Annotated in this window: 16 protein-coding genes; 3 read left to right on the top strand and 13 right to left on the bottom strand. The window is 58.4% G+C overall.

What is annotated here, in order from left to right; genetic code table 11:
- The first annotated feature begins 124 nt into the window (after window positions 1-124).
- From pdhA to QQL78_RS05700, 3 genes are read left to right on the top strand one after another with little or no spacing between them, the layout of a single operon-like run.
- A complete protein-coding gene (pdhA, locus tag QQL78_RS05710; protein ID WP_284371481.1) occupies window positions 125-1,138 on the top strand; it encodes a pyruvate dehydrogenase (acetyl-transferring) E1 component subunit alpha in 1,014 nt (337 codons plus the stop codon).
- Window positions 1,138-2,517, top strand: coding sequence for a pyruvate dehydrogenase complex E1 component subunit beta (locus QQL78_RS05705; protein WP_284371479.1), 1,380 nt, complete (start codon window positions 1,138-1,140; stop codon window positions 2,515-2,517). The genes pdhA and QQL78_RS05705 overlap by 1 nt, the downstream gene beginning before the upstream one ends.
- 12 nt (window positions 2,518-2,529) lie before the next feature.
- Window positions 2,530-3,840: a pyruvate dehydrogenase complex dihydrolipoamide acetyltransferase gene (locus QQL78_RS05700; protein WP_284371477.1), complete on the top strand. Its 1,311-nt coding sequence runs from the start codon at window positions 2,530-2,532 to the stop codon at window positions 3,838-3,840.
- A gap of 88 nt (window positions 3,841-3,928) precedes the next feature.
- Here QQL78_RS05700 and cysE read toward each other — a convergent pair whose 3' ends face one another.
- The 13 genes from cysE to QQL78_RS05635 form a co-directional block, all read right to left on the bottom strand.
- On the bottom strand, window positions 3,929-4,741 hold the full coding sequence (gene cysE / locus QQL78_RS05695; protein WP_284371475.1) for a serine O-acetyltransferase: 813 nt from the start codon (window positions 4,739-4,741) through the stop codon (window positions 3,929-3,931).
- A gap of 95 nt (window positions 4,742-4,836) precedes the next feature.
- The gene (locus tag QQL78_RS05690; protein ID WP_284371473.1) at window positions 4,837-5,139 is read right to left on the bottom strand and encodes a DUF7742 family protein; all 303 of its coding nucleotides are present in this window, start codon (window positions 5,137-5,139) and stop codon (window positions 4,837-4,839) included.
- Complete coding sequence (locus QQL78_RS05685; protein ID WP_284371471.1) at window positions 5,139-9,128, bottom strand: baseplate multidomain protein megatron; 3,990 nt, start codon at window positions 9,126-9,128, stop codon at window positions 5,139-5,141. The genes QQL78_RS05690 and QQL78_RS05685 overlap by 1 nt, the downstream gene beginning before the upstream one ends.
- Window positions 9,128-9,568 (bottom strand): NlpC/P60 family protein, encoded by a 441-nt coding sequence (locus QQL78_RS05680; RefSeq protein WP_284371469.1) that lies wholly within the window; start codon window positions 9,566-9,568, stop codon window positions 9,128-9,130. Before QQL78_RS05680 ends, QQL78_RS05685 begins: the two co-directional genes overlap by 1 nt.
- Window positions 9,565-10,452 carry a DUF2163 domain-containing protein gene (locus QQL78_RS05675; protein WP_284371467.1) on the bottom strand — a complete coding sequence of 296 codons (888 nt, stop codon included), beginning with the start codon at window positions 10,450-10,452 and terminating at the stop codon, window positions 9,565-9,567. Before QQL78_RS05675 ends, QQL78_RS05680 begins: the two co-directional genes overlap by 4 nt.
- Window positions 10,452-11,084 carry a DUF2460 domain-containing protein gene (locus tag QQL78_RS05670; protein ID WP_284371465.1) on the bottom strand — a complete coding sequence of 211 codons (633 nt, stop codon included), beginning with the start codon at window positions 11,082-11,084 and terminating at the stop codon, window positions 10,452-10,454. The genes QQL78_RS05675 and QQL78_RS05670 overlap by 1 nt, the downstream gene beginning before the upstream one ends.
- Before the next feature lie 45 nt (window positions 11,085-11,129).
- Window positions 11,130-11,789 (bottom strand): phage tail tape measure protein, encoded by a 660-nt coding sequence (locus QQL78_RS05665; RefSeq protein ID WP_284371463.1) that lies wholly within the window; start codon window positions 11,787-11,789, stop codon window positions 11,130-11,132.
- Window positions 11,782-11,976: a rcc01693 family protein gene (locus tag QQL78_RS05660; RefSeq protein ID WP_284371461.1), complete on the bottom strand. Its 195-nt coding sequence runs from the start codon at window positions 11,974-11,976 to the stop codon at window positions 11,782-11,784. The genes QQL78_RS05665 and QQL78_RS05660 overlap by 8 nt, the downstream gene beginning before the upstream one ends.
- A gap of 17 nt (window positions 11,977-11,993) precedes the next feature.
- Window positions 11,994-12,308: a gene transfer agent family protein gene (locus tag QQL78_RS05655; RefSeq protein WP_284375464.1), complete on the bottom strand. Its 315-nt coding sequence runs from the start codon at window positions 12,306-12,308 to the stop codon at window positions 11,994-11,996.
- Between the two features lie 2 nt (window positions 12,309-12,310).
- Window positions 12,311-12,733, bottom strand: coding sequence for a phage major tail protein, TP901-1 family (locus QQL78_RS05650; RefSeq protein WP_284371459.1), 423 nt, complete (start codon window positions 12,731-12,733; stop codon window positions 12,311-12,313).
- Window positions 12,734-12,758: 25 nt separating this feature from the next.
- Entirely contained in the window at window positions 12,759-13,169 is a 411-nt protein-coding gene (locus QQL78_RS05645; protein WP_284371457.1) for a DUF3168 domain-containing protein, read from the bottom strand.
- Entirely contained in the window at window positions 13,166-13,504 is a 339-nt protein-coding gene (locus tag QQL78_RS05640) for a head-tail adaptor protein (RefSeq protein ID WP_284371455.1), read from the bottom strand. The genes QQL78_RS05645 and QQL78_RS05640 overlap by 4 nt, the downstream gene beginning before the upstream one ends.
- Window positions 13,501-14,100: a head-tail connector protein gene (locus QQL78_RS05635; protein ID WP_284371453.1), complete on the bottom strand. Its 600-nt coding sequence runs from the start codon at window positions 14,098-14,100 to the stop codon at window positions 13,501-13,503. The genes QQL78_RS05640 and QQL78_RS05635 overlap by 4 nt, the downstream gene beginning before the upstream one ends.
- Window positions 14,101-14,225 lie beyond the last annotated feature (125 nt).

Here is a 14,225-nt window from a genome sequence, read left to right as displayed (position 1 = left end):
CTCTTTCCTCCCTGACGCATGGCGGATCAAAAGCCCCTACCCTTTGGTGTACGAATCCGATAGGATATAGTTTAACGCTAAACTATTTTAGTGAATACACCTGTATTTCGGGAGGATACGCCCCATGGCGGCAAAGAAAACCACCAAGAAGCCAAATGTCTCTGCTGACGAACTCAAGGCCTTTTACAAGGATATGTTACTGATCCGAAGGTTCGAGGAAAAAGCCGGCCAGCTTTATGGCATGGGACTGATTGGCGGGTTTTGCCATCTTTATATCGGTCAGGAAGCCGTTGTTGTCGGGCTAGAGGCAGCCGCCGAAGAAGGCGACAAGCGCATCACCTCTTATCGCGACCACGGTCACATGCTGGCGTGCGGCATGGACCCGAACGGTGTGATGGCAGAGCTGACCGGCCGCGAGGGGGGATACTCAAAGGGCAAGGGCGGCTCCATGCATATGTTCAGCAAGGAGAAGCACTTTTACGGCGGCCATGGCATTGTGGCTGCGCAGGTGCCTCTGGGTGCCGGGCTGGCCTTTGCGGATAAGTACAAGGATAATGGGCGCGTGACCTTCACCTATTTCGGCGATGGGGCTGCGAACCAGGGGCAGGTTTACGAAACTTTCAACATGGCCGCACTTTGGGGATTGCCCTGCATCTTCGTGATTGAAAACAACCAATACGCCATGGGCACCTCGCAACAGCGTTCGACCTCCTCTGCCGAGATCTGGGAACGTGGCAAGGCCTTTGGCATTCCGGGTGAAGCGGTGGATGGCATGGATGTGCTGGCGGTGAAGGCCGCAGGTGAGACCGCCGTGGCGCACTGCCGGTCCGGCAAGGGGCCCTATATTCTGGAAATCAAAACCTACCGCTATCGCGGCCATTCGATGTCTGACCCGGCGAAGTACCGCACCCGCGAAGAAGTACAGAAGATGCGCGATGAACGCGATCCGATCGAAGCGGTACGCAGCCTGCTGCTGACCGGCAAACATGCCACCGAAGATGACCTGAAAGCCATCGACAAGGACATCAAAAAGATCGTCAACGAAAGCGCCGATTTCGCCAAGGAAAGCCCGGAGCCGCATCTGGATGAGCTTTGGACCGATATCTATGCAACCGAAGTCCCGCAGGAGGCTGTGTAATGGCTACTGAAATTCTGATGCCCGCCCTGAGCCCGACTATGGAAGAAGGCACCCTGGCCAAATGGCTGGTCAAAGAGGGTGACACTGTCTCCTCTGGTGACATCATGGCAGAGATTGAAACCGACAAGGCCACGATGGAATTCGAAGCCGTCGATGAAGGGGTGATTGGCAAGATCCTGATCGCAGAAGGCACCGAAGGGGTGAAAGTGAACACCGCCATCGCCATTCTGCTGGAAGACGGCGAAAGCACCGATGACATCGACACGGCCAAACCGGAAAAGGCCAGTGCCCCCGCCCCTGCGGAAAAAGCGCAATCCTCCGAGGATGCCCCTGCCGCCGGGATGAGCCACCCGGAACCACAGGTCGACACATCGCCTGATTGGCCGGAAGGCACCACATTGAAACAGCAAACCGTGCGCGAAGCCTTGCGTGACGGCATGGCCGAAGAAATGCGCCGTGACGAAAGCGTTTTCCTCATGGGCGAGGAGGTTGCCGAATATCAGGGGGCCTATAAAATCTCCCAGGGGATGCTGGACGAGTTCGGCCCCAAGAGGGTCATCGACACGCCCATCACCGAACATGGTTTTGCCGGGATCGGTGTCGGTGCAGCCTTTGGCGGTCTGCGCCCGATTGTTGAATTCATGACCTTCAACTTCGCGATGCAGGCGATCGACCATATCATCAACTCTGCGGCCAAGACGCTTTATATGTCTGGCGGTCAGATGGGGGCACCGATGGTCTTCCGTGGTCCCAATGGTGCCGCCGCCCGTGTAGGCGCCCAGCACAGCCAGGACTATGCCGCATGGTATATGCAGATTCCCGGCCTCAAGGTTGCGATGCCCTATTCCGCGTCAGACTATAAGGGTCTGATGAAGACGGCGATCCGTGACCCGAACCCGGTGATTTTCCTTGAAAATGAAATCCTCTATGGGCGCAGTTTTGATGTGCCTGAACTGGACGATTACACCGTTCCCTTCGGCAAGGCCCGGATCTGGCGCGAGGGCGATGATGTCACCATCGTCAGCTTTGGCATCGGCATGAGCTATGCTCTGGAAGCGGCGGATAAACTGGCCGAAGACGGGATCAACGCAGAGGTCATCGACCTGCGTACCCTGCGCCCGATGGACACTGGCGCGATCCTGAAATCAGTGATGAAAACCAACCGTCTGGTGACGGTTGAAGAAGGCTGGCCACAAGGCTCTGTCGGTAATTATATCTCTTCGGTCGTGATGCAGGAGGCGTTTGATTACCTCGACGCGCCGGTCATCAATTGTACCGGAAAGGATGTGCCGATGCCCTATGCAGCGAACCTTGAAAAACATGCCTTGCTGACCACCGACGAGGTCATCGAAGCGGTCAAAAAAGTAACCTATAAATAAGGAGCGGACACGATGCCTATAGAAATTCTCATGCCCGCACTGTCCCCCACAATGGAAGAAGGCACGCTTGCCAAATGGGTGGTTAAAGAAGGGGACACCGTTTCCTCCGGCGATGTCATGGCCGAGATCGAGACCGACAAGGCCACGATGGAATTCGAGGCGATTGACGAAGGGGTGATTGGCAAGATCCTGATTGCCGAAGGCACCGAAGGGGTAAAGGTCAATGCCGTTATCGCCATATTGCTGGAAGATGGCGAAAGCGCGGATGATATCGGTGAGACCTCCACACCTGCTGCTGCGCCCAAACCCGAAAGCAAGGGTGAACCAGCAACAGAAAATGCAGCCCCTGCTGAAGCGAGCAAACCCGCCCCCGCAGCACCGGTTGCCTCGGATGGCAGCCGGGTATTCGCCTCTCCGCTCGCACGCCGCATTGCTGCCGACAAGGGCCTTGATCTGAATGACATCAAGGGCTCCGGCCCGCGTGGACGGATCATCAAAGCAGATGTTGAAGGGCTGTCGAAATCGGATGCACCAAAGGCAGCAGCAGCGGCACCTGCCGCCGCAGCACCCGCAAGCCCTGCGATGGCTGCTGGCCCTGCCACCGACACGATCCTCAAGATGTATGAAGGCCGTGAATTCGAGGAAGTCAAACTGGACGGTATGCGCAAAACCATCGCCGCCCGCCTGACCGAAGCCAAACAAACCGTGCCGCATTTCTATCTGCGTCGTGACATTCAGCTTGATAATCTCATGGCGTTTCGCGGCCAGCTGAACAAACAACTTGAACCGCGCGGCGTGAAACTTTCGGTGAATGATTTCATCATCAAAGCCTGCGCTTTGGCTTTGCAACAAGTGCCGGAAGCCAATGCTGTCTGGGCCGGTGACCGGGTGTTGAAACTCAAACCATCGGACGTCGCCGTTGCGGTGGCCATCGAAGGTGGATTGTTCACACCGGTCTTGCAAGACGCTGAAATGAAAAGCCTTTCGGCACTTTCGGCTGAGATGAAAGATCTTGCTACCCGGGCCCGTGATCGCAAGCTTGCCCCTCATGAATATCAGGGCGGCAGCTTTGCAATTTCCAATCTCGGTATGTTCGGCATCGACAATTTCGATGCGGTGATTAACCCGCCGCACGGTGCCATTCTGGCCGTTGGGGCTGGTACCAAGAAACCGGTTGTTGGGGCAGATGGCGAAATGGCAATTGCAACGGTCATGTCTGTCACCCTCTCAGTGGACCACCGGGTGATTGACGGCGCTTTGGGGGCAAATCTGCTGAATGCGATCAAGGACAACCTTGAAGCACCAATGACGATGCTGGCCTAGCGCCCGCCGGCGTCACAACATAAAAACACCAATGCAAAAAAGGCCGGGGAGTATGCCCCGGCCTTTTTCCGTTTAACTGATAAATATGTTACTTTTCTTTAGGACCAAACATATGGTTCATCGAAATCGACGGCTGGTCGCAGCCCGCTTCACCCACGATCCGCGCCGGTATCCCGGCCACGGTCTTGCACGGCGGCACCTCTTCCAAAACAACCGAACCAGCGGCGATGCGGCTGCAATGGCCAACCTTGATGTTGCCAAGGACCTTGGCACCCGCCCCGATCAACACCCCATCACCAATCTTGGGATGGCGGTCTTCCTCTTCCTTGCCGGTACCACCAAGGGTTACGGAATGCAGCATCGATACATTGTCACCGACCACTGCGGTCTCACCGATTACCACCGAATGCGCGTGATCAATCATGATGCCTTTGCCGATCCGCGCGCCCGGGTGGATGTCCACGCCAAAAATCTCGCTGACCCGCATCTGCACAAAATAGGCCAGATCTTCGCGCCCCTTGGCCCAAAGGTGATGACCCACGCGATAGGCCTGAACCGCTTGATATCCTTTGAAGTAAAGGATCGGCTGAACCAGACGGTGGCAGGCCGGGTCACGTTCGTAAATCGCCATCAGATCCGCGCGGGCGGATTCGACCAATTCAGGATCTTCGGCAAATGCCTCTTCCACCATCTCGCGCACAACCACCATCGACATCTCGTTTGATGCCAGTTTTGCCGCGATACGATAAGACAGGGCTTTTTCGATGGATTTGTGATGCAGGATACAGGCGTGAACAAACCCGCCGATCAGCGGCTCGTCATGAACCGCCTGCTGGGCCTCGCGGGTGATCTGGTCCCAAACCGGATCCAGCGCGGTGACATTTCTTTCTGGTTCTGGCATCGGTCACATCCTTTTTGCTTGCCTCTCTTTAGCCCATTCGTCTGAGGGTTTCAAAACGCAAACCTGTGATGCACCACATTTCTGATGTTGATGTGTCAGTTGTTCTTACATCCGACACTGGACAAAGGACCGTGTAGCGTGGCCAATACCTGCTGGAAACAGGCACAATACTCAGGATCACTAAAACTCGGCTCACGGCCCAATCGTCGGCGCCGCGCTGTTGCCAGCAAGGTGCCATTGCCCCATTTCGGGTGCAGCTTGCCCAGTCGTTTTGCGAACCTGTCAGCATTTTCGGCTTCCCGGATCATCCCCAGACAAACCTGCGCCCGAAAGGCCGGTGGCGTGACCAGCAGAACACGCGCCGCCGCCGAAACATCGCTATACCGTAAGCTGCGCATCAGCCCAGCTGCACCTGAGCGAATAACCCGGTGCCATAGCCCGCAGATACCTGCGCCACGGCAAAATCAAACGGTCCAACCACCCCATCAGCCGCCCGCATGGCTGCGGTATAATCCCATTGCGCCACCCCAACCTGCGTTTCGCGCAGCACCGATGATCCCTGTCCGATCCGCACGAGATAGCTTTCGCTTTCCTCACCCAGCGGCACTTCCGGGACTTCCCAGCCGTCCCCGTTGATCCGTGTCCGACGGATCCAACTCAACACGTAATCCCCGCCCGGCTGTCTCACACCGCGCAGATGGCACGGGCTGTAGGGACGCATTCCATTGCCGTCAAATGCCTGCACCAGATGACCATAAGCGGGGTCGTCGATGCTGCGCTTGGCGGGCCCGATCCGGAAATTCTGGGCCACCCGGCGCAGGTTCGGGCTTAGCTCGATCTGATCCGGAATACCGTTCAATAGGACAAATCTCGATCCCACCGGCCAATTCCCCGGCATCAACCCATCCGATCCCGCCTGTCCCCGCAACCGCGTCTTCAGCCAATAGGTGCGTGGACCAACCAGCTCTGCCTGTGCAAACTGGAAAATCTCCCATTGATCGGAGCTGCCATCACCAATCGCGGCCATATTCGCACCCGCCAACAGCGCATCCTCATCAACGGATGACAATTCCCCGCTGATCAATTCAACCTCCAGCACCTCTCCGCGGTCAATTACGCCCGGGCTGGAGTATTGCATCACCGTCCGGGTCACCCCGATGGTCGAACGCGCGCCGATGATCTTGTTGATCTGGTAGTTTGCGTCGGTGCTGGATTGATACAATGCAACCGGCCCCGGCCAGGGCTGTGCGGTTGCGGCAATATGCGGAGCATGCGGCACCTCATCCCCGCGCAGCAGCGGGATGTCCAGAAAATGCGAAACCACAGGCGTCGGAGCCACAAACTGGCGGGCCTTGACCACGTTGTCAAAAATGTCAGCGACATCATAGACCTGCGGTTCAATACGCACCCCCTCGATCAGGTGAACATCAGATTGTTCAACCCGGTCAATGCGGTAGAGGGCGGGACGCTCCTCCTTATCCCCCGGTAGCTCCACCACATCCCCGGCACCAAGCGCCAGTTGCGAAGGCGGCAAGGCAAGACGCAGACGATCTCGCGAAACCCGCGCCTCGGTCAGCCAGCGCTCCGCAATTTGTCGGCCCTCACCACGTGTGAGTGCCATGTTAACCTCGGACCCCGCAACCGCATGGGTCGCTTCATCCGCCAGCACCGCCTCTTCGGCGTTCACTTCGAAATCCGCGTCCGCCTGCACAAACCGCACCCGCATCCGGCCGGAAACCTCGGCCTCTGCTTCACGCACCTGCTCTGCTGTGCCATCCAGCTCATCACTCATCGCCAACCGCTCAGGGTCTAGCTTTACCGGCTCCAACCCGTCCCGCATCCGAAACTGCAGAATCCCGTGGCGTTCAATCGCATCAAACCCGTAGCGGATCATCAAAGGCTGCAGCGCCGACCGCGCATCTGTCACCTGTTCAACAGCATAGCCCCGCACATAGCCATAGAGCCCTTCGGTACTGAATGCCTCCAGCCCAGCGCGCCGGCAAATCTCGTGAACAACCGATGCCAGCGACCGCCCCGCCGTGCGCCCGTTGATCCAATGACCGCGGGTGTAATTCTCTCCGTCGCTCCATTTCTCAACGTTGTTGGGGAAAAACGGATAGGGTCGTGTGTCAAAGGCCCAGACATAGGCGCGCCTCATGTCCAGCATCCGGCCCTCATATTCGGTGGACATCGGATTATGTGCGGGGTCATCCCAATAAGAAACCATGGCCCGCAAATATTGCATCTGCATCAACTCGTCCCGCGCACCGGTTGAATAATAGGGCAGTTTGCTTTCCGAGCTTTTACGATCCAGAAACTTGTTCGGTTGATTGGCCCCTTTGTTTATGGCCGCGCAACCATATTCGGTAAACCAGATCGGCTTGGACATGGGTTCCCATGCAGTCGGGGCTGCTTGACGCACGCCGTTGATCCGCTCGTGATGAAAATTTTCCCACCACCCCCGAATGTCCTTGTAGCGATACACCCAAGGTTCCAGATGCGCCCCGTCTGTAATCTCTGTGCGGATTTGCGCCTCCCGTGCCTCGACAGAATGGTAATACCAATCATATCCCTCTCCCCCCTCAATATTGCTCTTGAGGTAGTCGAGGTTATAGATCGCATCCCATTTTTGCCCGTCCAAATGTCCGGGCGTATCGCGCCAATCGGCCAGTGGCATGTAATTGTCGATACCAATAAAATCGATATTCGGATCAGCCCACAGCGGATCAAGGTGAAAATACCGATCCCCGCTGCCATCCTGTGGCTGATATCCGAAATACTCTGACCAATCAGCCGCATAGCTGAGCTTGGTTTCCGGTCCCAGAATACTGCGCACTTCAGCGGCCAGCGCTATAAGGTGCTGTACCGCAACAAATGCGCCTCCCGTTCCGCGGATCTGGGTCAGCCCCCGCATCTCCGATCCGATACAAAACGCCTCAACCCCACCGGCAAGGGAACACAACATTGCATTATGCAGGATGAAACGGGAAAAAGACCAATCCGCCGGATTATCCTGATCGGCTTCGCCCTCACCTTCCCCTTCTTCTCCTTCTTCCGATCCCTCCGTGTCGAGATAGACAACCTGCCCCTCCACCACATCAAAACTGGCCGCAGTCGACGTGCCAAAAAACGCCGCGACCTGTTCATTTGCCAAGGCTGTTCCATCCGGGCTGCCCGGCTGACCCGGCGCTTTCGACAGGGTGATCCTGCCGCGCCATGGCAGGTTGGGTTGATTTTCCGCATCGCTATAGGGGTCCGGCAGGCCGTTATCGACATATTGATCCATCAGGATAAACGGGTAAAACATCACCTCGTTGCCCGCCGCTTTCAAAGACTGGATCGCTTCAATCACAGAGGCATCCGTCGGGGTGCCGCCATAGATCGGTCGTTCGGCGTCATCCTGCACAATCACCTGCGCATTCTCGCGTTCAAGACCCGAAGACACCCAAGGCATGTTATCTGCCTCCTGATAGGTGTTTTCGACCTTAGGGCGGATGGTACAACTACCGCAGCGCAGGTCATCGCCGAACCAGGACACAACCAAAGAAACTGCCTTGAGGTTGGGCAATTCCTCGTTCATCGCTTCTCTCGCAACCGAGAAATCCGGTTTTCCAGCGGGGGTGGATACATTTGCGCTTCTGAACACCCCAGTCTCGGCCGCAATGTTAACCGCTGTGGTCGCGAGCGCATATTCTCCCGTTCCGGGGATCAGAGCGGCCCCTTCTATCCCAAACGCTGGCGTATATTCCCATCCCGGCGCATATGATTGCTCAGGGCGTAGCACCTCGAATGAAAACTGCGGGATCCGGTTGCCAAAGGGAGCCAGGCCAAGGTTCTCCAGAACAACATAGGCTGTGCCGCGATAGGCTGGCACCTTGCCTGCGCCCTCTATCGCCTCGATCACCGGATCAGGCAATTGATCCTGCGACCCGCTGTAAACCCGCATGTTCAGATCATCACGCGCAACCTCTTCGCCGTCCGCCCAGACCCGCCCGACCCGCGTTACTTCCCCCTCACACAGCGCAATCGCGACGCTGACGGTATAACTGTATTCGGTCGTGGTCGGCCGCGAACGACTCCCCTTACCGCCGCCTGTGGTCTGGGTAGTCTCTAGAAAGTCGGAGGCCCAGATCACATGTCCCCCCAACCGCATCCGCCCGTAAACCTGCGCAATCGGATCACCCTCACCCGCACTGGTGATCCTGAAGCGATCCACCTTGCCGGTCTCGATCGCCTGACCGCCCTGCCCCAACAGACGCTGATCGATAACCCGCCCCAGTGTTGCACCAACCGCGCGCCCAATCGCAACCGACGACAACCCCGCAAGGGTTCCCCCGACAGAGCCGCCAATGGCCGCACCCGCGACCGAAAATAGGACCGTAGCCATCAGCTGCCCTCCTTGGGAAATTCAAATCTTGCCACAATGCGCCGCCGCCAGGGTGCACTCAGCGGGCTCTCGACCACACCATGTCCGGTATAGGCGTGGATAAAGCTCGCCTGCTCACCAATGCGTCCCTGCACACCCAGATGTTTGGCCACCCCCTGATCGCGCATGCGAAACAGGAGGACATCACCGGCTGCCGCTTCTTTACGATCCTTTGCCACCAGATACCGGGATGCCGCCGCCCACAGGCGCTCTTCACCTTGCGGTTCGGACCAATCCATCGAATAGGCCGGGATCACCTCCGGCTCCTCCCCGCGCAGCTCTCGCCAGATACCGCGTAACAAGCCCAGACAATCGCACCCCGCGCCCCGCGTCGCGCTTTGATGCACATAGGGTGTGCCGATCCAGCCACGCGCCGCCGCGACAATCTGCACGCCGCTCATCGCAAGGATCCACCTGTGTTGGTACCACTGGATTTGGGCACCGCAATCACCCAATCCTCTCCCGGAAGATCAGGAAAGCCCTGAAAGTTCAGCACATTATTGAATTTTAACCGACAGGTCTCGAATTGCTTGTTACACCCGGCAATCAGCTTGACCTGTGTGCCGCGGCTGACATCCCCCTTGATCGGCTCCCACAGATCAATGATCCGCTTCTTACCCTTAACCCGGTCATGTTTGATCAGCCCGAACAGCCCCTGTGCCGGCCCGTCCACCACATCCAGTCGCCCGCGAATGAAAAACTGCTCGTCAAACCCCGGCAGGCCGTCCCAGATGAACCGCCGCCCGCCTTCCTCAACATCTACCGCTATGGTCAAGGTGTAACCCGGTAAACCAAGATCAAAACGGCACTGTTTGTCCCCCAACACGGCTGTACAAGGTTTTTGATAGACTCGACCCAACGTCCGGTTCAACGCCTCAGTCAACCCGCGCAGTTCTGCACGAAACGCACCGTCGACGCGCCGCATCTCGCCAATCGTACCGCGAAACTGCAACCAGCGTTGATCCACGTCGCCCCAGTTCACCAACCATGCCACCACCTCGGCACTGTCAAAGCGACCCTGTTCAATCTCGTCCTCACGGATCGACGCATCGCTCAACGCCCCAATCGCTTCGGTGTTGTCCACCGACAGCCCTGTGGTCTGGGCAATCGCCTTGGCCGACAGCCCTGCATCCGCGCGAAATGTGCAGCCATCAAAACTCAGCGGCAAATCATGATCGGTAAAGGCAAAAACCTTCCCGTCCTTGCGGGAGATTTTCCATGCATGGCAGACCGTGGTCAGCCCACCTGCAAGATGCGCCTCCAGCGCAGGATCCAGCCCGCCCATCAGATCCGCACCTCGATCACCGGCACCGACGGCACCTGTCCTGCCTGAAAGCTCTCGACACTGGTCAGAATACGATCCGTATCAAACCGTACGGGCACATCAAATTCATATCCCGCATAGATTTCCATGTGGGGGTCAGGTGGATGCGCAAAGGTAATGATGCCAGTATTGGCATCCACCTCATAGTCCAAACCCTCTTGCAACTCGTCCTGTTCCACCCCGACCTTTACCGATCCCGCAACAGGTTTCTTGATGGGACGCCGATAGAGATGCTCTCCCGACCGATAGGTTTTCATGATCTGGAACGCGCTTGTCTCACCATCCCCGTAACCGATGCTCTGATCATCAAAGACCGGGTCCAGCGTGGCACGCCCCGATTTGTAATCTGCCCAGTCTTTCCAGCGAAACGCATGCATCTGCCCCATGCGCGCCTCAAAAAACCCGATCAGCACCTGCAAATCATCAATCGACCGCATGCCAAGCCCGGCATCATAACTGCGTCTTGAGTGCGCCCAAGGTGTGTTGCGCTCTTCAAAACCGTTGGCCAGCGTCACCACATCCGTGCGCCGCTGTGGACCACCCAGCGACCCGAAACTCAAGGTGGGCGGAAATTGTACCTCATGAAAAGCCATCAACCTGCTCCTGACATCTATCCTGTTTCAACACGTGTCCCGGTTTCACCGGTTCCGATTGCCTGCGCTCAACGCCCGGCTCATCTGTGCTGCGATCTGGCTTTGAGAACGTTGAAACCCCGCCACATCCGGCGTCGTGATATACATCACCACCTGCGGTGCCTTGCTGCCCCCACTGCGCACCCCCAGCTTGCCATCCGGGCCGCGGGCCAACGGCATGATCGCCTCGGGCCCGGCCTCACCCATCACCCCGGTGCCACCGCGCATCGGAAATGTCGTGGCCCCACTGACCACGCCACCCTGCGCAAAAGGCATCACCTTGCCCTGCGAAAACGCCGCCCCATCGGCAAAGGGCAAAATGCCTTGCACCAACGCCCCAACCCCTTGAGAGATCAGCCCGCCGAAATGATCCGTCACCGGCTTCATCGCCGCGTTATACGTCGTGTTTGCCAAGGACTGCGCTACCGTCTTCAACGCATCCGACATCTTCATGCCGTCGAAAACCACCCCGTCAAACGCGCGCCGCAACCCCCTGCTCAACCCCTTCTCAAGCGTCTGAATGTCCTTGCCAGTCGCCGCAAGCGATCCGCTCATCCGGCGCAGCTCGCTGTCAAAACCCGACACCAGTGCACCTGTGGTTGCCAATGTCGCATTGAGATCCTCGGCATGACCCTCAAGCCCGCCATGATCGTCGAAATCACCCATTATTCGGCCCCTTATCCTTGTCAGGATAGGCAGCCATTAGCGCCGCCAACCCGTTGCTTAACATCGGCTTTTGCTGTGCCGAATTGCCCAGCATCACCTGCAACTCAACCGGCGTCAGCGCCCAGAAGATATCCGGTGCCAACCCCAATCCATGCAGCCCCACCTGCATCAGTGCCGGCCAGTCCAATCCCTTGGCCGCCGGCCTCACTGCGGCACCACAAACGCCCGTGCCAGCAACTCCGCTGCCGCCTTGGCCGCCGCCATTGGTCCACCCTCGATCTTGGCCTGCGCCAGGTCAGCATCCGTGATCTCTGCCCCGCCACCGCGCAGCCCCGCACCCAGCAAGGCAATCACATCACGGCTGGCGAACCGGCTTGCCTCAAACCGTTCGACCAGCCCCACGAGCGAGGCCTCACCCAACCCCTCCTCAAGCTCAGCCAGCGCCCCAAGGCTCAATCGGGCGGTGCACCGTTTCCCATCGATCACAAGGGCCACATCCCCTCTCCACCGGTTGACCATGCTCACGGGGCCAAATCAGGGGTAAAGATCAAAACGCCCGCAGATTGCAGGCTCAGCTCATAGGTCGCTTCACCATTCAGCTGCCCTGCATATTCCAGCGACGTCACCTGAAACGGCCCCTCGACCACACCAAAAGCGGGGATCACAATCTGGAAATCCGGCGTCAGCCCGTCAAAGAACAGCTGACGCGCCCGTTCATCCGTCCCCGCGTCACGAAACACACCCGATCCGCTGATGGCCGCTGATCGCACACCGGCCCCCGCCAGCAATTCGCGCCAGCCCCCCTCGCTGTCCAGCGTTGTCACATCCACCGCCTCGGCGTTGAAACTCACCCTTGTGGCCCGCAGCCCTGCGATGGTTTCAAACTGACCATCACTCGTCATATCCACTTTGACCAAAAGGTCCTTACCTGCCTGAACAGCCATCGCTTATCTCCTGTAAATCCAAAATTCAGTCGTCCTGCACACGTGCCGCAAAGCGCAGATCAATCTGACGCGTCGCAGCCGCTTCAACCCGTCTCGCCCGCGCCCGCTCGAAGCGCAGGCTTACCAGCCGCCCACGGCTCAGGGTCAAATCACCATTGTGCAACACATCGCTGATCGCAGCGGCGGCCTCCTTGGCCTGCGCGAATCCGGGGCCTGATGTGATCACCGACACCGTGAACCGGTGCACCGCGCCCGCACCGCTGCAATCAGACGCATCCCGCGCCTCTTCACTGCCCAGACGTACATAGATCAGCGGCAAGGTCCCGGTCGGCACCGCATCATAAATCGCGCTGCCAACAACCCCGCTCAAGGCGCTATCCGCGCTCAGGGCATCGTAAACGGCCCGTTGCAGCGGCCCTGACATGGCAAAACTCATACAACGACCTCCTCTTCGGCAAAGCAGGTCAGATAACGCCCCTCGGGATCCCGTTCCGCCACTGCCTCAATTGCAAAAACCCGGTCGCCATGGCGGAAACGCTGCTGCGGTTTGGGGCGTTCCGGTGTGCCAAATGGCGCGCCACGCACCACGATCTTGAACCCTGTGCGGCTGACCGCTGTGCCGATCTGCGTGGCCTCGCGCCCGCCACGTGCCGTGATCTCGGCCCATAAGGTTCCTAGCGCAATCCACCCCTCGACAAAACCACCAGCCCCGTCACCGACCCGCTCGGGCGCTTCCAGCACCAGCGCCTGATTCAAGCGCGGCACATTCATCTGCCTGCTCCCGCGCCCATGCGGATGTGTTTATGCCGCTCGATCAAGCTCGATACGCCAAATGGCATACAGCCATCATTCAACCCGGTATCATGCCGGTATTCGTAATAATGCGCCGCCAGCATCAAAACCGCCTGACGCAGATCACTTGGCACCCCACCCCAATCCGCAGCAAAACCCGCAACAAAGGAAATCACCACCGATCCTTCGGATGGCACCTCGGGCAGACTGGCCCCCGTGGCCCGCAGCTTTGGTGCATGGGTGTCCCGCTCCAGCCACCAATTTTCGGCGGGCACTGCGACGCGGGTGCCACTGGCATCGACCTGCTCCACCGCAGTCACCGCATCAACAGGTGCGACCGGCAGTCCATGCGCCCGGCAATTGCGCCACCTGGCAACCGAGGTCGAAAACCCGTGTTTTAACAACACCTTCCCCGTGCGCCCCTCAACGGCAGCAATCGCAGCCCGAAGGAAAGACAGCAAAACCACGTCCTGCACATCCCCCGGAGCAAAACCACTGCCCAATCGCAGATGTGCCTTAAACGCCTCCACCGGCAAATCCGCGTCGGGAATGGGTGTTTCTTCGATCAACATCATGGAACTCTCCAATATTCGGTCCCCGGCCCGCGGGTCAGATAAACTCGGACGCGCGGCCACCTGCCCTGCTCGGTCAGAGGGGAGCAGCTAGGCAAAGCAAGCATCACAGACGCGCGCCCGAACCG

Origin of the sequence: Sulfitobacter pacificus (genome assembly GCF_030159975.1) — a bacterium.
GTDB classification, from domain to species: domain Bacteria; phylum Pseudomonadota; class Alphaproteobacteria; order Rhodobacterales; family Rhodobacteraceae; genus Sulfitobacter; species Sulfitobacter pacificus.
Note: the sequence above shows the minus strand (reverse complement) of the source record. Positions and strands in the feature narration are given on the sequence as shown.